The sequence below is a fragment of the Frigoribacterium sp. VKM Ac-1396 genome, assembly GCF_015350895.1.
GTDB lineage: Bacteria > Actinomycetota > Actinomycetes > Actinomycetales > Microbacteriaceae > Frigoribacterium.
In genome coordinates this window covers 107,557-126,492 of sequence record NZ_JADKSD010000002.1, presented here as the reverse complement: position 1 = coordinate 126,492, position 18,936 = coordinate 107,557, and the positions used below count along the sequence as shown (strand labels likewise).

At 73.1% G+C, this 18,936-nt stretch carries 17 protein-coding genes; 9 read left to right on the top strand and 8 right to left on the bottom strand.

Annotated features, from left to right (window positions below; all coding sequences use genetic code 11):
- Positions 1–23 precede the first annotated feature (23 nt).
- Complete coding sequence (locus tag ITJ55_RS16495) at positions 24–1,679, top strand: PQQ-binding-like beta-propeller repeat protein (protein WP_194594892.1); 1,656 nt, start codon at positions 24–26, stop codon at positions 1,677–1,679.
- 177 nt (positions 1,680–1,856) lie between these two features.
- Here the strand turns inward: ITJ55_RS16495 and ITJ55_RS07655 are convergent, their stop codons facing one another.
- The 5 genes from ITJ55_RS07655 to ITJ55_RS07635 all read right to left on the bottom strand — a co-directional run bounded on the left by ITJ55_RS07655 (position 1,857) and on the right by ITJ55_RS07635 (position 8,933).
- On the bottom strand, positions 1,857–3,878 hold the full coding sequence (locus ITJ55_RS07655; RefSeq protein WP_194594891.1) for a glycosyl hydrolase: 2,022 nt from the start codon (positions 3,876–3,878) through the stop codon (positions 1,857–1,859).
- A gap of 185 nt (positions 3,879–4,063) precedes the next feature.
- Positions 4,064–4,795: an HlyD family efflux transporter periplasmic adaptor subunit gene (locus ITJ55_RS07650; RefSeq protein ID WP_194594890.1), complete on the bottom strand. Its 732-nt coding sequence runs from the start codon at positions 4,793–4,795 to the stop codon at positions 4,064–4,066.
- Positions 4,792–6,840, bottom strand: coding sequence for a glycosyltransferase (locus ITJ55_RS07645; protein WP_228498075.1), 2,049 nt, complete (start codon positions 6,838–6,840; stop codon positions 4,792–4,794). The genes ITJ55_RS07650 and ITJ55_RS07645 overlap by 4 nt, the downstream gene beginning before the upstream one ends.
- A gap of 580 nt (positions 6,841–7,420) precedes the next feature.
- Positions 7,421–8,311, bottom strand: a complete 891-nt coding sequence (locus ITJ55_RS07640; protein ID WP_194594889.1) for a hypothetical protein — start codon at positions 8,309–8,311, stop codon at positions 7,421–7,423.
- Between the two features lie 25 nt (positions 8,312–8,336).
- Entirely contained in the window at positions 8,337–8,933 is a 597-nt protein-coding gene (locus ITJ55_RS07635; protein ID WP_194594888.1) for a hypothetical protein, read from the bottom strand.
- A gap of 182 nt (positions 8,934–9,115) precedes the next feature.
- On the opposite strand from ITJ55_RS07635, the gene ITJ55_RS07630 reads away from it, so the two are divergent.
- A complete protein-coding gene (locus tag ITJ55_RS07630; protein ID WP_194594887.1) occupies positions 9,116–9,559 on the top strand; it encodes a hypothetical protein in 444 nt (147 codons plus the stop codon).
- A 165-nt stretch (positions 9,560–9,724) separates the two neighbouring features.
- Here ITJ55_RS07630 and ITJ55_RS07625 read toward each other — a convergent pair whose 3' ends face one another.
- Positions 9,725–10,765 carry a glycosyl hydrolase family 18 protein gene (locus ITJ55_RS07625; RefSeq protein ID WP_194594886.1) on the bottom strand — a complete coding sequence of 347 codons (1,041 nt, stop codon included), beginning with the start codon at positions 10,763–10,765 and terminating at the stop codon, positions 9,725–9,727.
- Positions 10,766–10,890: 125 nt separating this feature from the next.
- Here ITJ55_RS07625 and ITJ55_RS07620 point away from each other — a divergent pair, with 125 nt between their 5' ends.
- Together ITJ55_RS07620 and ITJ55_RS07615 are read left to right on the top strand one after the other, a co-directional pair.
- The gene (locus ITJ55_RS07620) at positions 10,891–11,217 is read left to right on the top strand and encodes a DUF3140 domain-containing protein (protein ID WP_056259916.1); all 327 of its coding nucleotides are present in this window, start codon (positions 10,891–10,893) and stop codon (positions 11,215–11,217) included.
- Between the two features lie 29 nt (positions 11,218–11,246).
- A complete protein-coding gene (locus ITJ55_RS07615; protein ID WP_194594885.1) occupies positions 11,247–11,921 on the top strand; it encodes an SDR family oxidoreductase in 675 nt (224 codons plus the stop codon).
- Positions 11,922–12,019: 98 nt separating this feature from the next.
- Here ITJ55_RS07615 and ITJ55_RS07610 read toward each other — a convergent pair whose 3' ends face one another.
- Positions 12,020–12,232 (bottom strand): hypothetical protein, encoded by a 213-nt coding sequence (locus ITJ55_RS07610; protein ID WP_194594884.1) that lies wholly within the window; start codon positions 12,230–12,232, stop codon positions 12,020–12,022.
- A gap of 84 nt (positions 12,233–12,316) precedes the next feature.
- Here ITJ55_RS07610 and ITJ55_RS07605 point away from each other — a divergent pair, with 84 nt between their 5' ends.
- Positions 12,317–13,765 carry a glucose-6-phosphate dehydrogenase gene (locus ITJ55_RS07605; RefSeq protein ID WP_194594883.1) on the top strand — a complete coding sequence of 483 codons (1,449 nt, stop codon included), beginning with the start codon at positions 12,317–12,319 and terminating at the stop codon, positions 13,763–13,765.
- A gap of 184 nt (positions 13,766–13,949) precedes the next feature.
- Here ITJ55_RS07605 and ITJ55_RS07600 read toward each other — a convergent pair whose 3' ends face one another.
- On the bottom strand, positions 13,950–14,816 hold the full coding sequence (locus ITJ55_RS07600) for a transglutaminase family protein (RefSeq protein ID WP_194594882.1): 867 nt from the start codon (positions 14,814–14,816) through the stop codon (positions 13,950–13,952).
- Positions 14,817–15,020: 204 nt separating this feature from the next.
- Here ITJ55_RS07600 and ITJ55_RS07595 point away from each other — a divergent pair, with 204 nt between their 5' ends.
- The 4 genes from ITJ55_RS07595 (at position 15,021) to ITJ55_RS16355 (ending at position 18,863) form a co-directional block, all read left to right on the top strand.
- The gene (locus ITJ55_RS07595) at positions 15,021–15,317 is read left to right on the top strand and encodes a hypothetical protein (RefSeq protein WP_194594881.1); all 297 of its coding nucleotides are present in this window, start codon (positions 15,021–15,023) and stop codon (positions 15,315–15,317) included.
- Between the two features lie 191 nt (positions 15,318–15,508).
- A complete protein-coding gene (locus ITJ55_RS07590) occupies positions 15,509–17,611 on the top strand; it encodes a hypothetical protein (protein WP_194594880.1) in 2,103 nt (700 codons plus the stop codon).
- Positions 17,598–18,317, top strand: coding sequence for an ABC transporter ATP-binding protein (locus ITJ55_RS07585; protein WP_194594879.1), 720 nt, complete (start codon positions 17,598–17,600; stop codon positions 18,315–18,317). The genes ITJ55_RS07590 and ITJ55_RS07585 overlap by 14 nt, the downstream gene beginning before the upstream one ends.
- 240 nt (positions 18,318–18,557) lie before the next feature.
- Positions 18,558–18,863 (top strand): hypothetical protein, encoded by a 306-nt coding sequence (locus ITJ55_RS16355; RefSeq protein ID WP_194594878.1) that lies wholly within the window; start codon positions 18,558–18,560, stop codon positions 18,861–18,863.
- Positions 18,864–18,936: the final 73 nt, after the last annotated feature.

The window sequence follows — 18,936 nt, the reverse complement described above, 5'->3', positions numbered from 1 at the left end:
CACCCGACTCGTAGCATGGCCGGGTGACGGACCAGGCCTCGCCGAGCGACCAGCCGCTCGCGCGCGCCCGTCGGCGCTCCGGGGCCGCCTGGCACCGCGCCTCCCGCGCTCGTCGCCTCGCCCTCGTCACCGCCGCGGTCGTCGTGATCGCGGCCCTGGTCACCACCGTCGGCCTGGTCGAGGCTCCCCGGTACTCGTCGGCCGACGCGCTCGACGGCGTCGACGGCGACGACCTGCGACACGAGCCCGTCGCCGCGTCGTGGACCCTCACCCCCGCCGACGTCGGGGTGCCCGACGACCGGGCCGAGTGCCTGCTCTGGCAGGCCGAGCCCGGGGTGGGCACCGGCGGGCTCGACGGCGACGTGCTGGTCAGCGCGAGCGGCGACGGCACGGACGACGGCGCCGCCACGAGCGCCGCGAGCGACACCGGGTGCAGCTTCGACGGGGGCTTCGGCGGCACGGCGCAGACCTCCAGCCGGCTGGCGCGCGTCGACCCCGTCGACGGCACGGTCCGCTGGTGGGTCGACCTCGGCACCGAGCTCGACGCGGGCAGCGGGTTCGTCCAGGTCTGGCCGGCCGACGAGGCCACGGGCACGGCGCTCGTCTCGTCGCTCGGCTTCGGCGACGACGGCTTCGCCTCGGCCTACGGCCGCCTCGACCTCGCGACGGGTGAGCTGACCGACGTGACCACCTCGCCGAACGGACGCGCCCGCCTGACCGACGCCACCGCCTCCTGGGTGCTCGTCTCGAGCGACCCCGAGTTCTCGTACCAGGACTCGGCCGTCTACTACGACTCCGAGCCCGGCACGGGCGAGTTCTCGCTCTACCGCGCCGACGACCTCGACACCCCGGTCTGGACGGGCGAGACGACGGGCCGGCAGGACGAGGCGCTCACGCCCGACGGCCTGCTCGTCCTCGACGACGGCGTGATCACCGCGGTCGACGGGCGGACCGGCGACACCACCCCGTGGGGCCCCGACCTGCCCACGGCCACGACGCTCACCGTCGACGGCGACCTCGTCGTGGTCGGCCTCGACCCCGCGATCCCCACCTCGACCGGCGACACGGACGGCACGGTGGTCGCCCTCTCGCTCGACGGCACCGAGCGGTGGCGACACGGCTACCGCCAGGACCGCGGCGTGCAGCCGACCGACGACTGCCTCGTCTTCTCGACCACACCCGGGGTCGTCTGCGTCGACCGACGCACCGGCGCCGAGCTCTGGACCACCCCGCCGCGCGACCGCCGCCACGGCCTCGCCCGCGTGACGACCGACCCGGCCGGCGGCCGCGGCTCGCTCGTCTTCGCCCAGACCTTCGAACCGGGAGGCGCGGCGGCGGCCTCGGGCGACCTCACGTCGGACCAGGCGGACGAACGCACCGTCCGGCTGCTGGACGCGACGACCGGTGACGAGGTCGCCCGCGCCGCCGTGCCGGGCGAGTCCGAGATCGCCCTCGTCGGCCGGACGACCGGGTACGCCACGACCTCGCCGTCGGGCGGTCGCACCTCCGTCGTCACGGCGTTCGACCTCGCCGACGGCCACCGCCTCTGGCAGCTCGACAGCGACGGCGACCAGCTCGGCTTCTGGGGCGGCGCGCTCGTCGCGAACCGGCCCGACGGCAGCGTGCACCGCCTGGTCGACCCGGTGCGGCTGGTCGACCCGGTGCGCGAGGTCGGCTGAGGCCGCACGCTGCTCCGACGCCGCGGAGTGGACAGGGCACCGCCGCATGCCGCGGTGCGTCGTCCACTCGGCGGTGTCTCGTGACCGGACCCGCGCCTCCTGCGCCCCGCGCCCGCTCCTGCGCCCTGCGCCCCGCGCCCGCACCCCGCGCCCGCGCCAGCGCGCCGGGCCCTGCGCCTACCGGGCCCCGGCGCTCATGACGTACGCCATCGCGTAGGCCCGAGAGTTGCCGTCGTCGATGCCCGACTCGGGCAGGTCGGCCAGCGTCGACAGGGCCTGGGCGGCCTGGTCGGGCCCCTGCAGGGCCGAGTACATCAGCACGTAGTCGCCGAGGGGCGCGTCGAAGCCCGAGGCCGCGGCCTCGTCGACCACGCGGGCGATCTGCTCGGCACCGCCGGCCGCCGACGACGTCAGGTACGACACCGAGCTCGGGGCGAGCGGGATCAGCTGGATGCCCGCTATCGCGGACGGCTCGGCCGAGAACCAGGTGCCGTAGTCGCGCTTGCCACCCCAGGTCAGCGAGACGATCGCGTGGTCGTACCCGTCCGCGGTCGGGCCGCTCAGGTCGGGGTTCAGCCAGTAGGCCAGCGCCGACGACGCCTCGCTGCTGAGCATCCACGACGCCTCGCCGCCGAGAGCGTCGTCGCCCGTCGCGGCGGCCCAGAGCGACAGCCCGGCGTAGGCGGTGACCGCCTCGGACGACGACTCCTGGTTGTTGCCGTCCGCGAACGGCGCGTAGCCCGAGGCCCAGCTGTGCGACCAGTACGGGTCGAACGCCCGCTGGTCGGGGAACGAGCCGTTGCCCGAGCCCGAGGCGATGTCGGCCGCGAGCAGGTCCATCACGGGCTGCCACCGCTCGGCCAGCTCGGGGTCGTCGGCCGCGACCACGCCGGCGGCGTAGAGGAAGTACCCGTAGTGGAAGTAGTGGTCGTTGAACTCGTCCGACCCGAACGACGCCACCTTGCCGACGACGCCCTTCACGGCGGGGTCGTAGACGAAGCACTCCTGCTCGCGCGTCTCGCAGCCCGAGGGGTCGGTCCAGGTGTCGAGCCGGTCGACGATCGACGTGCGCAGGGTGTCGGCCGAGGCGTCGTCGCCGAGCTGCTCGGCGAGCTGCATCAGCATCACCGACCGGTACAGCGCCTTGCCGCCGAAGTAGGTGTCGGCCGCGGGCGCCGTCGTCGAGGCGACGTCGGCCCGCACCTGGTCGCCGAGCTGCTGCCGCTGGTCGTCGCTCAGGCCCGAGAGGTCGAGTTCGGCCGAGGCCGTCGTGACGGGCGCGTCGAAGGAGAGTGACGAGCCGACCGCCAGCGGCACGGTGCCGTAGATCGTCTCGTAGCTCAGCCCGGTGTCACCACCCGTCGCCGAGCCGCCCATGTGCGGCGCCGACACCAGCAGGGTGTCGCCGCCGGGCGCGGTCTCGTAGCCGAGCTCGGTGGTCGAGATCGCCGACGACCCGGACCCGGAGGCGCGGTGCCCGGTGGTCACCGACACCAGCGGCGAGGCGGCCGCGTCGAGCACCGTCCCCACCTGGTCGTCGGTGGCGCCGTCCGGCACCGGCACGAGCACGACCGAGCCGCCCTCGTCGAGCCGGACGGACGTGCCGTCGAGGTCACCGCCCGTGACGACGACGCCCCACGTGGTGGCGCCGACGGTCAGCGTGCCGCGTCCGTCGCCGGTGCTCGTCACGGCGGTGCCGAGGGTGTCGGTCTGCGCCGAGGCGGCGGTGTACGAGACGAGCGGTGAGCCCTCGGCGACGGTCGTGTGACCGAGCACCGTGTCGCCGTCGAGGTGCGCGACCGTCACCGAGACCTTGTCGTAGGCGCTGACCTCGGTCGCGGTGGCACCGACGTCGAGGGTGACGTCGGGCAGGGCGGGCCCGACGATCGCCTTCTCGGAGGCCACGGGCATGGGCAGCCCCGCGGCGAAGCCGTCGTCGGTCAGCTGGAACGAGACCGGGAACGGGAACACCGGCTGAGGCTGGTCGCCGAACACGAGGCCCGAGAACCAGGCGTTGGTCGGCGGGACGAGCCCGTCGGCGAGGCGCATGGCCGGCACGGCGCCGACCGACTCCTGCGGCAGGGCGGCGACGAGGGGGTCGACCTGCGAGGCCGGCAGCACGTCGCCCGTGGCGTCGGGGCGCCCGGTCGTGTCGCCGTCGCCGTCCGTGCCCGAACCGCCGGTGCAGCCGGCCAGCACGAGCGCGCCGGCGGTGCCGAGGGCGACGCCGGTGACCAGGCGGCGGAGGGCCGGGAGGCGCGGGGCGCGTCGGGTCTCGACCCGCGCCTCCCGGGGGTGACGGGCCGGCCCGGCGTCGATCGGTGATCCCGAACGATCCCGTCGGTCGGACCGACCCGTCGTCTCTCTCGCTGCGCCGCGGATCGTCAGACCCCGATCTGGCGCAGGAAGTCCTGCATGGTGTCCACCGGACCGGCGAGGATGCCGTCGTCGCGCAGGTGCATGGTCGCCTCGACCGGCGTGCCGCTCGCCACCAGGCCGTTGTAGGCACCCTCGGTCAGCTGGTCGCTGACGACGCGGACCGTGGCCGCGGCCGCGCCGTCCTTCGTCTGGACGCTGACCAGGTCGACGCTGCCCTCGACCACGACCTGGTTCGGCAGCATGACGTCGACGGTGGCGCCGTCCTGGATGCGCTCGTAGTCGCGAGGCGTCAGGGTGAAGTCGGCGTCCACGAAGAGCGTGCCGGCCTTCTCGATGGTCGCGACGGACGTGCCCGACCCGAGGAACCCGCCCTCACGGACGTCGAGGCGCGACAAGGTGCCGTCGACGGTGGCCATGAAGGTGATCGTGCCGTCGTCCGCCACGGTGTACGCCTCGGTGTCGGGGACGACCACGTCGTCGGCGAGGTCCTTCTGCAGCGAGGGGCTCTGCAGCGAGAACAGCACGTCGCCCTTCTTCACGACGTCGCCCACCTCGGCGTCGGTCGAGGTGACCGTGCCGCTGTAGTCGGTGCCGACCGGGAAGTCCTGGCTCGCGATGGCGGCGCTCGTGCTGATGACCTGCGCCTGACGCTGCGTGAAGATCACGGTGAAGACGGCCACGAGGGCGATCACCACGAGGATGCCCACGGTCATCTTGATCCTGTTGCCCCAGGTCATGAGACCACCTTCTCTCGGTCGTTCGTGTCGTGTCGGTCGGGTCGGGGGGTGCCGGGCTCGTGCTCGGCCTCGTCGGCGTGGTGCTCGTCGACGATCGCCAGCTCGGCCTCGAGCAGGTGGCGGCGTTCGTCGTCGCGGCGCAGCTGCTCGGATCGCTGCTCGGCCGACAGCTCGAGGAACTCGTCGTGGCTGCGCGGCAACGGCCGGGCGACCTGGGTGCGGAGCGTGCGGTCGGGCTCGGGCTGCGTGCCGATCGGGTGCGCCATCGTCGTGCGGGCACTCGAGCCCGTGCGAGCCGCACGCTTGATGGAGCGGGCCTCGCGCAGCGCCGCCAGCAGGAACGCCGACAGCACCGCGGTGTTGATGAGGTTCCAGACCGTGGCCAGGGTGAGCACGCGGTTGTCCCAGTCGCGCCAGATGGCGACGAGCGAGGTCAGCGTGAGGAACAGCCAGAACAGCACCTGCGGCACGAGCACGTTGAACGGACTCGCCGCCTTGCCTCCGCCGGTCACGTGCCAGGCGGTGTCCTTGCCGCTCAGCACGTTCCAGAGCGCCTTGACGTAGATCGGGAACGACACGGACGCCAGCATCAGCACCTCCCACCGGAACGACCCGAGCGTGAAGAAGGCCAGGGCGATCTGCAGCAGGTAGAAGCCCGAGTAGAAGAGCAGCCACTGCAGCACCGAGATGTGCAGGTTCATCGGGCGCAGGTCGAAGAAGATCTCCATCGGCGGCACCATGATCAGCAGCAGCGGGGCGATGCCCGTCAGGTAGTGCGTCGCCGTCAGCGTGTACTGGAACCGCTGGTCCATCGTGAGGGTGCGACGGGGGCTCAGCGGGTTGTGGCGGAAGAGGATCTCGAAGCCGCCGGTCGCCCAGCGCAGCTGCTGCTTGCTGTAGGCCTCGATGGTCTCGGGGGCGTCGCCGATCGCGAGCGTCATCGGGATGTAGATCGAGCGCCAGCCGGCCTCGTGCAAGAAGAGGCTGGTCCAGACGTCCTCGGACTTCGAGTCGGTGTCGATGCCGCCGACCTCGTCGATCGCCGCTCGGCGGAAGATCACGTTGGTGCCGACGCAGAACGCCGCGTTGAAGCGGTTGCGACCCGGCTGGATGTACCGGTAGAAGACGGCCTGCATGTAGCCGGCGCCGCGGCTGACGATGCTCACGAGGTTGCCGTACGACTGCGGGGTCTGCACGAAGGCGACCTTCTCGTCGATGAAGAACGGCACGGTCTCGTGCAAGAACATCGGCTTGGGCACGAAGTCCGCGTCGAAGATGGCGAAGTAGTCGCCCTTCGCCACCGACAGGGCGTAGTTGACGTTGCCGGCCTTGGCCCCGTTGCTCGTCAACCGACGGATGTACCGGGCGCCGAGGGTCGCCGCGAGGTCCTTGACCTCGTCGCTGCGACCGTCGTCGAGCACCCAGGTGCGGTGCTCGCCCTGCATCGCGAGCGCTGCCTGCACGGTCATCGCGATCTTCGACAGCTCCTCGCCGTAGACGGTGACGAAGACGTCGACCACCACGGTCTTGCCGTCGACGACGATCGGCCACAGGTGCGGCTGGTCGCGCACGCCGAGGCGGTCGATGGCCTCTTCGTCGTAGAGCGTGTCCTGCGTCGAGTGGAAGTCGAAGTCGCGGGGGTTCTGGCCCCCCGAGAGGATCGTCCACATGGCCAGCAGCGCCTGCAGGACCAGGACTGCCTCGGCGATGATCACGGCAACGTAGGGCAGCAGGTCGCCGCGGTTCGCCGGGTTCAGCAAGAACTGCCCGTAGAGCAGGATGCCCATGGTGCAGGCGAGCACCAGCAGCACCATGAACGGCGAGTGGGCACGCCCCTCGGTCCGCGAGACGACCGACGCGTGGTGGTCGCTCGTGATGCGGCTCGAGGGTCGCGCACGCGCCCCTCGCTCCTCGTCGCGCTGTGCCAGGCGCCTCAGCTCGCCCCGCGAGCGGGGTGCCGCGTCGAGGGCGGGGCCGGTGTCGGGTGCACCGGTGGTGGGTCGGTTCTCGGCGTCGCTGTCGCTGACGCGCATGGTTCGGGACATGCGTGTTCTCTCCGGGTTCGGGTCTGAGAGACGACCGGACGCCGGCAGGCGGTGAGAGCTGCCGTCGGACGTCCGGAGGGGCGTCGGCGACAGCGGCGACTCGAGTGACTCGCCGGGGTGGGCGGCGGTCGGGTGGGAGCTAGGGACTCCCGATTCGGGTCCGTCGACTGCGAGAGGGGTCAGTCGTCTCGATCGACGGGCTCGTCTCCGGTGTGGGCCTTTCGGGGGACCGTTCCGGGGACGTGACGAAACAGTACAGGGTCGATCCGGCTCCGACGCGACACCCGTTCGGGGGGCACGCCCCCTCGAACGGGTCACAGCCCGCCAGGTCAGCGGGTGGGTGACACCCGTCCGCGACCCAGACTCACCCACCTCACCCGTCCGGGGGCACGCCGACGCGGCTCGACGCGCCGGACGAGGAGGCGCGGGTCGGGCGCGTCGCATCGACCCGCGACCCCGGGCGGTCGGGTCGTCCGGCGGGCCCGGGTGCCGGGCGCGTCGGCCGGCCCGGGGCGCGTCGGCCGGTCCGGGCTCCGGGCGTGTCGGCCGGCCCGGGCTCCGGGCGCGTCGGGCGGCTGGTCTAGGCGCTCAGGTCGGCCAGCCACGCGGCGAGGAACTCGGCACCGGCCTCGTCGTGGATCGCGCCCGTGGCGCTCGTCAACACGGGGTAGGGCGTCGCCGGGACGCCGTCGGCGGGTCGGACGTCGACGTGGGCGACCGCGTGCCCCTGGGCGTGCAGCCAGTCGGCCATGGCGTAGTCGCTGCGCGAGTCGCCGACCGTGCGCCAGGCGAGTGGGGGCTCGCCGTCGGCCGCCAGCAGCTCGAGGGCCCGCTCGGCGCCGAGGTCTTTGCCGAGCCGCACCGACTCGACGTCGGTCGAGATGATCGTGGGGTCGACGCGCCACTGCACCCCGCCGGACGCGTCGGGCCGGACGTCGTCGAGCCGTCGGACGCCGAAGCCGCGCCGGACGAGCGCCGCCATGGCCCGCTCGTCGAGGGCGCGCTGCCGGGCCAGGTAGGTCGACGACTCGACGCTGGTGAGCTGCTCGATCGAGACCATGGCGTGCTTCGTGGTGTCGTAGAAGACCAGGTCGGCGTACTCGTCCGCGACCAGCGCCTGCATCTCGTCGCCGAAGTCCGCGGGCATGGCGAGAGACGGGTCGACCTCGATCGGGCCGATGCCGTCGGCACCGTGCTCGGGGCCGATCGTGAACCAGACGGCGCCCTTCTCGCAGACGCCGTGCACGCGCGACCCCTCGGGCAGGCCGGCGGCGAGCAACGGGCCGACGACCTCGTCGCGGATGAACGCGTCCGACCGGCCGGTGTTGAAGACGATCGGGACGCCGAGGGCGGCGAGCGCCACGAGGTCGCGGGTGATCTCGGGCAGCGCGATGCTGCGGGTCACGGGGCTGGCGATCGGGCCGTCGACGTCGAGCAGCAGGCCGAGGCGGGGTGCGGTGGAGGAGGTCACGGGTCCATCCTCGCAGTCGGACCGACTACGGCGCCGTCGGCAGCGAGGGCATCGTCTGCACGAACTCGGCGAACGCCGAGATGAACACCACGAACGCGACGACGATGGTCACCACGTAGGCGGCGACGAAGACCCACAGCGGGGCGAGGCCGCCTCCGGTCCGGCGCTTCACGACGACCGAGCGGCCGATGACGTAGACGATGCTGAGGAACGCCCAGGGCCACGGGAACGGCCGGACGAGGCCGCGCGCGGTCAGGGCGCGGTGGTCGAGCCAGGCGAAGACGACCGTCAGGGCGTAGACCGCGAACGAGTAGCCCATGTAGGCCGCGTAGCCGGGGGTGAAGGGCGACTGGTAGACGCCGGGGGTGATCGTGGCCATGCGCTCGAGGTAGTCCCCGAGGTCGAAGAACGTGAGGCCGATGAGGCTCAACAGCGGGGCGAGGGCGATCACCCAGATGAACGGGGTCGACGTGCCGAGGCCCGGGTTGGTGTTCTTGAGGGGGTCGGAGCGCCCGCCGGGGCCGGGGTAGGGCTGCTGGCCGTGCTGCGTGTAGGGCGGCTGGCCCTGCTGCGGGTGGGGGTGCTGGGGGTTCTGCGGCTGCTGGCCGGGGGCGTCGCTCACGGTGTCTCCGTCGTCGTCGTGGTGGGGGTCGGTCGGGGTCGGGGTGGCGCGCGTCGCGCGGCTCCCAGGCAGCGTAGTGCGGCGGCTCCACCCGACGCCCGCTCGGGTTTCCGCCTGTGGACGGACCAGCGAGGGCACCCCGGGTGGGAGGATGGTCGGAACCGCTCGACAGGAGAACCCCCGTGGCGTCGCTCCCCCCTTCCGTGATCACCGCACTCGAGGCCTTCGCCGCGCCCGATCGCAAGCAGTCCGTGCACGAGCTCGCGGTCGACCCGTCCGGCCCGGCCGAGGTGACCCTCGCCGACCTGACCGGCTCGGTCGAGTGGGTCGACATGGCCGTGGCCCACCCGCTCGGCCCCGACCGCAGCGACCCCGAGGGCATGCGCCGGCTGCTGCAGGCGATGGGCGCCGAGGGCCGCTGCGCCGTCCTGTCGGCCGCGGGTTCCGAAGACGACCGCGACCTCGGCGGCGCGCTCGACGGCGTGCTGCACCAGGACGGCGGCGCGCTCGTCGTCTGCCGGCCGGGTCCCCTCGCGCTGCTCATCACCGGCCGCGGCGAGCACTGGCTGCTCAGCGACCGCGACATCCCGCAGCTGACCGGCCCGATCGGCGTCGTCCAGCCGTAGCCTCGCCCCGCCCCTCGCACCCGCCCCGCCCGCAGCCGCACCCGGCCCGCCCGCCTCTGCACTGCGTTTCGTGCAGCGCGCCGCGACTAGTCGGGTCGCGGTGCACGAATCGCGGTGCGATGCGTGGCGGCGGGCGAGCCGTCGCCCCCGGGCCACTCCGTGGCGTCAGCCGCGGCGGATCGGGTCGCCCGTCGTCAGCTGCCAGATCGCGACGCCGTGCAGTCCCTTCGACGCGGCCAGCTCGGCGCGGGCCGTGATCGACCGGCCGTCCGACCACCAGAGGGTCGACCCGTCGCCGGGTGACGCCGTGTACTCGGCCTGGTCGGCGTCCCACGAACCCGTGGACCGCGCGGCGGTGCGTGCCTCGGCGACCGACACCGCGCCTCCTGCGGTGCCCTCGCCGGTCCAGCGGTAGCCGTAGCCGGCGACGCCGAGGTCGAGGCGGTCGGCCGGGACGAGCCCGAGCGCGGCGTCGAGCACCTCGCCGACCCACGGCAGCCCGCCGACGGGCCCGGGGTCGCTGAAGCCGGCGCCGTGCTGGTCGTACGCCATGAGCACGAATCGGTCGACCGGGTCGGCGAGTGCGGCGAGGTCGTAGCCGAGGTCGAGGTACCCGGCCTCGTCGGTGCTCGGCTGCACGGCCATCGAGATCGTGGCGTCGTCGGGCAGGGCGTCGCGCAGCTCGACGGCGAAGTCGACCAGGCCCGGGGCGTCGTCGGCCGAGAGCGACTCGAAGTCGATCTGGACGCCGTCCCAACCGCCGTTGACGACCTCGCCGGTCAGGCCCGACACGACGAACTCCCGGTTGGCCCGGCTCGACAGCAGCTGCGTCGCGAGCTCGCCGCTGAAGCCGTCCTGCCCGGCGTTGACGACGAGCAGCTCGGCCTGCTTGCCCGCCGACTGGGCGGCCTCTCGCAGCGCGTTGGCCGACTCGTCACTCGGGGCGACCCCGGCCCCGCCGGTCGTGATCGCGACGCCCGAGACGCCGACGGTGTCGACGGCGTCGTCGCTGCGGTCGAGCGCGTCGACGGCCGCGGTGGTCGCGTCGGGCGAGGCGATGGCGTAGCCCTCGACGGCCAGCCCGGCGGGGATCTTCGCCTGCGGGGCCACCGTCGGGTTGGTGCCGTCGGCCGAGCACGAGGTCAGCGTGACGGCGAGCGAGGTGGCGAGCAGCAGGGCGGCGGTGCCGGCGGTCAGGGTGCGCACCGTGCCATCTTCGCCGATCCGGGCGGGCCGTGGTGCCGAGGCGACGCGCTGCAGGACGCGCCGGGCGCGACGCCGCGACCCGCGCCTCCCGGGCTCGGCGACGGCGGGCGTGCTTGGCTCGGTCCATGGCAGACGACCGGCAGCAGACCTGGGACGAGTTCCACGACGACGTGAACATGACGGCCTCGACGCTCCGCGACTGGCTCGACACCGACGAGTCGCGCGAGGTGGGGCAGAAGGACGGCGGCGAGTCCGTCGGGCACGAGAGCGGCCGGCACATCGTGCGCATCCTCGAGAAGAAGAAGGCCGACCTGACCGACGCCGACTGGCAGCACATGGAGAAGGTGCACGGCTACGTCGCGCGCCACTCGAAGCAACGCCCCTCGGGCGACGTCACCGACACGAAGTGGCGCTGGTCGCTGATGAACTGGGGCCACGACCCGCTGGCCTGACGGCGCCCGTCGACCGGCAGACTGGGGCGATGAAGACCGCACTCGTCACCGGGGGCTCGCGGGGCATCGGCCTCGCCGTCGTCCGCGACCTCGCCCGCACGCACCACGTGATCGTCCACGGCCGGGACGAGGAGGCGCTGCGGGCGATCACCGCGGGCCTCCCGTCCGCGACGGTGTGGGCCGCCGACCTCTCGGGCCCGGCCCTCACGGTGCCCCACCTCGACGAACTCGACGTGCTGGTGCACGCCGCCGGGGTGATCGGCGGCCGGGCCGTCGCCGACACCGACCGCGACGCCTGGCGGCGGGTCTTCGAGGTCAACGTGTTCGCCGTGGCCGAGGTGACGCGTCAGCTGCTGCCGGCGCTGCGAGCCGCACAGGGCACCGTCGTCGCGATCAACAGCGGCTCGGGCTTCACCGCCGGGCCGAACGGCAGCACCTACGCGGCGAGCAAGTTCGCCCTGCGGGCCCTGACCGACGCCCTGCGCGAGGAGGAACGCCCGAACGGCGTCCGCGTCAGCTCGGTGCACCCGGGTCGCGTCGACACCGACATGCAGCACGAGCTGGTCACCGCCGAGGGCGGCGCCTACGACGCCTCGCTCTACCTCGAGCCGGAGTCGGTCGCGGACGCCGTGCGCCTCGTGGTCGACCTGCCGCACGGCGCGACGGCCGAGGTCGTCTCGGTGCGCCCCACCCGCCGGGCCTGACCTGCGGCGCCCTGCCGGGCGCACCGGGCGGCGCCAGCCGGTCAGGAGGCGCGGGTCAGGTCAGGCGGCGCGGGCCGAGTCAGACAGGGCCGGCCGGGTCAGCTGTAGTCGTGGCCCGAGACGCCGAGCGAGCGGTAGACGTGCTCGCCGCCCTCGCCGGCGTCGTCGTCGAGCTCCCACATGAGGTCCTCGCCGTCCGAGGCCCCGGGGCGGGTGACGCTCTTCTGCGGCAGGCCGTCGATGAGGGTGAGTTCTTCGGTGGTGGTCTCGTCGTGGCCGACGAAGCGGGCGGTGTAGGTCTGGTCGCTCATGGCGTGGACGCTACGCCGCACCGGCCCCGGCGGTGTGCGCCGACCCCCGGGCACGCCAGGACCCGAACCACTACCGTGCACGGCATGACGGCGAAGAAGGCTCCCGAGCCCGCGACCCTGTTGATCCTCGGGGCGAGCGGAGACCTCGCCGCGCGCCTCCTGATGCCCGGCCTCGGCGGCCTGCTGGCGCTCGAGCCGAAGCGCCGCGTCCAGCTGATCGGCGCCGGCGTCGAGGAGTACACCGACGCCGAGTGGAAGCAGCGCGTGAAGACGTCCTTCGACAGCGTCCACGCGAGCGGCCCCGCCGTCGACGCGCTGCTCGAGTCGACGACGTACATCACCGCCGACGTGACCGGGGTGGACGGCCTCCGCAGCCTCGTCGAGGCCTGTGACGCGCCTCCGTCGATCTACTTCGCCCTGCCACCCGCCATCACCGAGAAGGCCTGTGCCGCCCTGCGGAAGGTCGACCTGCCCGAGGGCACCGCGCTCGCCCTCGAGAAGCCGTTCGGCACCGACCTGGCCAGCGCGAAGAAGCTGAACCACGAGGTGCTGAAGCTCGTGCCCGAGGACCAGGTGCACCGCGTCGACCACTTCCTCGGCCGGTCGACCGTGCTGAACCTGCTCGGCCTGCGGTTCGCGAACCGCCTGATCGAGCCGATGCTCAACAACCAACACGTCGAGAGCATCGAGATCGTCTACGACGAGGAGCTCGGCCTCGAGAACCGCGCCCGCTACTACGACCACGCGGGTGCCATGGTCGACATGATCCAGAGCCACCTGCTGCAGGTCATGGCCGTGCTGACGATGAACGCCCCCGCGACGCTCGGACCCGCCGACCTGCGCGACGAGAAAGAACTCGTGCTGCGCGCCACCCACGTCTGGGACGACGACGCGGTCGCCAACACCCGTCGCGCCCGCTACGCGAAGGGCGAGGTCGACGGCCGCACCCTGCCCGCCTACGTCGACGAGGACGGCGTCGACCCGTCGCTCGAGACCGAGACCCTGGCCGAGGTCGTCGTCGAGGTGGCGAACTGGCGCTGGGCCGGGGTGCCCATCCTGCTGCGGTCGGGCAAGGCGCTCGCCTCACGTCGGCGCGAGATCGTCATCACCTTCCGCCCGCCGACCCACGTGCCGAAGGAGTTCGTCGGCGGCGGCACCCCCGACCGCCTGCGCATCGCGATCTCGCCCGATGAGATGTCGCTCGAGCTGAACGTCAACGGGCCGGGCGACTCGTACGACCTGTCGCGCGCCTCCCTGCACGCCGACTTCGGCGCGTCCGACCTGACGGCGTACGGCGAGGTGCTCGAGGGCATCCTCGACGACGACCCGACGCTGTCGGTGCGCGGCGACTCGGCGGAAGAGGGGTGGCGCATCGTCGCCCCCGTCGTCAAGGCCTGGAACTCGGGCGACGTCGCCATCGACGAGTACCCGGCCGGGTCGGCCGGGCCGACGTCGTGGCCGGCCGGCGTGCACCAGAACGAACCGGCCGTGCGGGCCCGCGAGGGCGCGAAGCTGGCGCACCGCGAGGACTGAGGCGCGCCGCCAGGCCGCCAGGCCGCCACGAAGTAAACAGCCCGCCACGCGATCACGTGGCGGGCTGTTTACTTCGTGGCGGGATCGGCGGTGTCGCCGGGCCGGCGGGCCGGCGGGCCGGCGGGGCGGCGGGGTCGGCGGAGCGCGGATCGGCGAGCGCAGGAGGCGCGGTGCCGGCGGGCGCTCAGCCCAGGCTGACGAAGGTGGTCACGTCGTCGCGCGGCAGCACGTCGGCGACGGCGCCGACCTGCATGCCCGCGACGGTGACGCGGCCGCCGTGGCTCGACAGGAACGCGGTGTCGGAGGCGTCCCGCCCGGTCGCGATGCGCAGCAGCGTCTGGCGCGGGGCCAGCCCGGTGGCGTCGACCACGTGCCAGGCACCGTCGACGAAGGCCTCGGCCACGGCGTGGAAGTCCATCGGCGACAGCCCCGGCGCGTAGACGCTGACGAGCCGGGCGGGCACGTCGAGCCCGCGCAGCAGGGCGATCACGAGGTGGGCGTAGTCGCGGCAGACGCCCTGCCGGTCGAGCAGGGTCTGCACGGCGCCGTCGGTCGGCGCGCTCGCCCCGGGCACGTAGGCGAGGTGCGAGCCGACCCAGGTCGCGACCGCCGCCAGCAGCTCGCGCCCCTCGAGGCCGCCGAACTCGGCTCGGGCGGTCGGGCTCAGGGTGTCGGACTCGCAGTAGCGGCTCGGTCGTCGGTAGCGGACCAGGTCCAGCTCGTCGACGGGCGGCTCGTCGAGACGGCCCTCGACGACCACCCGGTAGTCGACGGTGACGCGGCCGGCCCCGACCTCGCACAGGTGGAGGAGGGTGCCGTGGTGGTCGTGCACCTCGCGGACCTCGAGGGGTGCGCCGTGCTGGGTCACGGCCAGCGCCTCCTCGGTGATGCGGACGGCGCCGGGGGCGGCGGCGTCCGTGCCGGGGGCGACGGTGTCCGTGCCGGGGGCGTCGGGCGCGGCCGCGTAGGCGCGCGAGGCGGCGACCGACAGGACGAACTCGGCGGGGCCGTCGACGTCGAACTCGAGCCGGGCGGACGCGGTGCGCTTCATGACGAGAGGGTGGCACACCCGTGCGTCGGGCGTGTTTCGTCGGCGAGGCGCCACGGGGTCGAGACGGCGGTCGGGGTGCGGGTCGGCATCGTGATCGGGGCGCGGGCCGTCGGGCGGCCGGTCGGGTTCGGGATGCGCCGTGAAGCGGCTGCGACCCTGCTGGGACGACCACGCGATGTCGGTGGCGCCGGGTTGGATGAGCGCATGCCCTCGTACCGCGTCACGCTCACCGTCGGCACCCTGCGGCCGGGGGTGCGGCCCGACTCCGTGCTGCCGGCGGCGGCCGCGAGCGCCGCGGGCCTGACCACGGTCGAGGCGAGCGACGTCACGCTCGTCCGCGGCGAGCCGCGCCTGGTGGTGCGTTACGAGTGCCCGGCAGACGAGCCCGCACACCGCATCGGCGCCGTCGTCGAGGCTGCCGTCGGCGAGCTGGCCGACATCGTCCAGGGCCGCGTGACGCGTCGCGACGGCGGGGCGTGGACACTGGTGGGCGCCGTCTGATGTTTTTCATGACGCGGTTCACACTTTAATGCTTTCCTGGACGGGTCGGGCGGCTGCTTGATCCTTCCCACTCCGGGCCGAGTCGACTTCGCGTACTACCGCATCACGAGCTGATCCACGTGGTGCATCACGTCGTGGCGTGACGCACCACTGATCCCGACTCCGTCCGACCTCTCGTCAGGAGGCCCCCGATGCATGCCATCCTCCGAACGGCCGTCGTCCTCGTCGCGGTGGCCTCGACCCTGGCCGCACACCTCGTCGCCGAGAGGATCGAAGAACTCTTTCCCCTCTCGGCCCCGGCCCAGATCCACATCACGTCGGGCCCGGGCGGACCGGCCGAACCGGCGGCCGTGATCGCGGACCTCGAGGGGAACGACGTCGCCGCAGCGCTCGTGACCTTCGACGCCACCCCCGCCGGCGTTCGACGCGTCCTCGTCCTCTCTCCCGGTTTCGCGCGACAGCCCGGGGCCCCCGACGCCGTGGCTCCCGGCGAGGACGTCCACGCCTTCGGCACCCGTCTGGCGTCGACGCAGACCCGCGTGCTCGACACGGACGCGGACACGGTCTACGGCCAGTGGACGGTCTTCGGTTCCGACCACGACATCGCGGGCGCAGCCGAGGCCCTCCGTCGTGACGGCTTCACGGCAGAGGTCGTGTGGAACGACGCAGCGGCAGCGGCAGCGCAAGCCGTCACCGTGACCCCACCCCTCCTCGTGCTCACGGTCGCCTTCTTCCTCTTCGCGACGTCGTCGGCCGCGTGGGCCCTGACCGCCGACTCACGGAGGGTCCGTCGGGTCCACGGCCTCTCTCGCTGCCGGGTGTCCGGCGGCGACCTGACCAAGACGGCAGGATTCGTCGTGGTCGCCTGGGCGACGACCTGGCTCGGCTGGTTGGTGACGGCCACGGTCCTGTGGGGCACCGCTCCGGCCTTCGGCCCCACGGGTCTCCTCGTCGCGCGGATCTCGGCTCTGTGTGGCGGGGGGACGGTCGCCGTCGTCGCTCTCGCGGCCGTGGTGACGCACGGTGCGTCGCGTCCCGGGCCGCGATCTCGCGACCGTCGAACGACGACCGTCGTCGGGGTGGCCGCGGGGATGACCCTCCTGGGGATCGGATCGTCCCTGTCCGTCGCCTCGTACACGCTCGAACAGGCTGACCACGGCCTCCGCGCCGCCGTGGCGAAACACGACTCCTGGCACGGCCGATCGGCTCGCATCATCTCGCTGCGCGCGACGGAGGAGTCCGTCGTGGAGCGTGAATCACCGGGCTGGTCCCGTCTCGTCGCCAGTGAAGAGGCTGCCGGGCACCTCCTGCTCGACCAACTCGACCCCGGGTGTCAGGGACTCTCGCTGCCGGTCGACTGCGTGGTGGTCAGCAGCACCTATCTGCAGCAGGTGGCATCTTCGGGCACGAACGGGATCGACGGGCTCGTCCACGACGCCGACGATCGTGTGCGAGTCCTCGTGCCCCGCAGTTCGGCGATCGAGACCAGAGCCCTGAGGTCCGCCGTCGAGGAGTTCGTCGCGTTCCAACGCGAGGTCGAGACGCGGTTCGCCTGCCCCGACGACGACTGCCTCGACGACGTCCCCGTCGCGGCGGTGACCGTCCAGACGTACTCCTCCCGACTCGAGCTCCCTCTGCTGACGGCCTACCCGCGCACCGACTCGGGCGGGGACGTGCTCGTCGACCCCGTGCTGGTCGTCGTTCCTCCGGCACGTCGAGTGCTCAGCGTGGACTATCACCTGGCGGCCCTGAGCACGGGCGACGAGCTGTACACCGGCTCGGAGGTCGAGCTCGAGGCAGCCCTCGACGAACACGGTGTCCGCGATCTCGTCTTCGCCGACACCGATGTCCTGGACGAGACCGGTTCGCTCGTCCCCCAGTGGCGCGCGTGGAGGTCCCAGACCGTCGTCACGCTGTGGTTCTCGGCCCTCCTGGCAGCCGCGATGATCTGCCTCCTCGTCTGGTCGTCCGTCCGATCGCGCGCCCGCTCGCTGGCGGTGCACCGTGCCCACGGCTTCTCACCGTTCCGTCGTCACGACCGGCTGCTGGCCGTCGTCGCAGCGCTCGGTGGCACGGCGCCCCTCATCGCGTTCTTCGGTCCCCACCCGATAGCCGTGTCCGACATCCCCCTCGTGCGAGCGATCACCACCGGCCTGGCACTCGCTGCGGCCTTCGCCCTGCTGGCCTGGCCGACGGCCGTCTGGTGCGAGCATCGTCCGGGCGCGCGGGCCAGGTGGGCCGGTGGCTCGACCGTCCGGCACCGACTCGAAGGAGACGTCCATGGCGCGTCCTGACGCCCCGACCACGATCCGCCGCACGGCGGCACCAGCCGGGCCCCGCCCACGCCTGGTCGTCTCGGACCTGTCCGCGCTCCGTTCGGGACGTGAGCTCTGGAAGGACGTGTCCGCCGCGTTCGACGCCGGGACGACGACGTCGATCTGGGGCCCCAGCGGGGTGGGGAAGTCCACCCTGTTGGCGTGTCTGGGACTGCTCGACACGGTGACGTCCGGGTCGATCACGCTCGACGGCGACGAACTCACGCGCACCCGAGGTCGCACGCGCCGACGCTTGCATCGAGACGTGTTCGGGTTCCTCTTCCAGGACCACGGCCTCGTCGACGACTGGACCGTCGCGAAGAACCTCGACGTCGCCCTCGTCGCTCGGCGGGCCCCTCGTCGCCAGCGGGCCGGGCGACGCTCCGCAGCCCTCCGGCGCGTGGGGCTGGACGGCGTGGAGGCGACGAAGGTGTCCCGGCTGAGTGGTGGCGAGCGGCAACGGGTCGCCCTGGCGCGCCTCCTGCTGCACGAGCCACGGGTGGTCCTGGCTGACGAACCCACCGCGTCGCTCGACGCCGCGAACGCCGAGATGGTCGTCGACGTGTTGCGCACGTTCGCCGAGGACGGCGCCGTCGTGGTCGTCGCGACGCATGACGAACGGGTGATCGCCGCGAGCGATCAGGTGCTCGAGCTCGCCGGGACGGGGCTGAACCGAGCGCGGTGACGCCCCGAGGAGGCGCGGGTCCGGCCGACGGGTCCATGGCCCATTCTGCGCACGGTCGCCTCCGCGGCGTCCGGCACCGCGCCTCCTGGGTCGTGGAGTCGTCGCCGGCTTCATCCGGTGCGTACCGGATCGTGTGGCCGGCGGACCCGTGGGCCCGTCGGCTTCATCCGACACGAACCGGATCGACCGCGCGGCGGCAGCACCACGGGGCCGCGCGCCGGCCACGCGTAGGCTCTCGCCATGGGGACGACGACGCGGACGGTGCTGGCGACGACCTCGCGGGCGGTGGCGGTCGCCGCGACGGCGGCGCTCACGCTCGGGGTGCTGACGGCCTGCGGCGGTGACGACGACGACCCCGTCGTGACGGTGAGCCCGAGCGTGAGCCCGTCGGCGACCCCCGAGAGCCCGACGCCGGCCCCGGCGCCTCCCACCGACGGCGTCGTCACGCCCGCACCCTCACCGATCACCCCGAGCCCCACCCCGAGCCCCACGCCCGTGACGACCGACAAGCCGACCGACCGGCAGACCATCCCCCCGCAGAACTAGCAGCACGCAGAACTAGCAGCACGCAGAACCAGCCGCACGCCACGGACGGGGCGCCGCACCACCGACCAGCGTG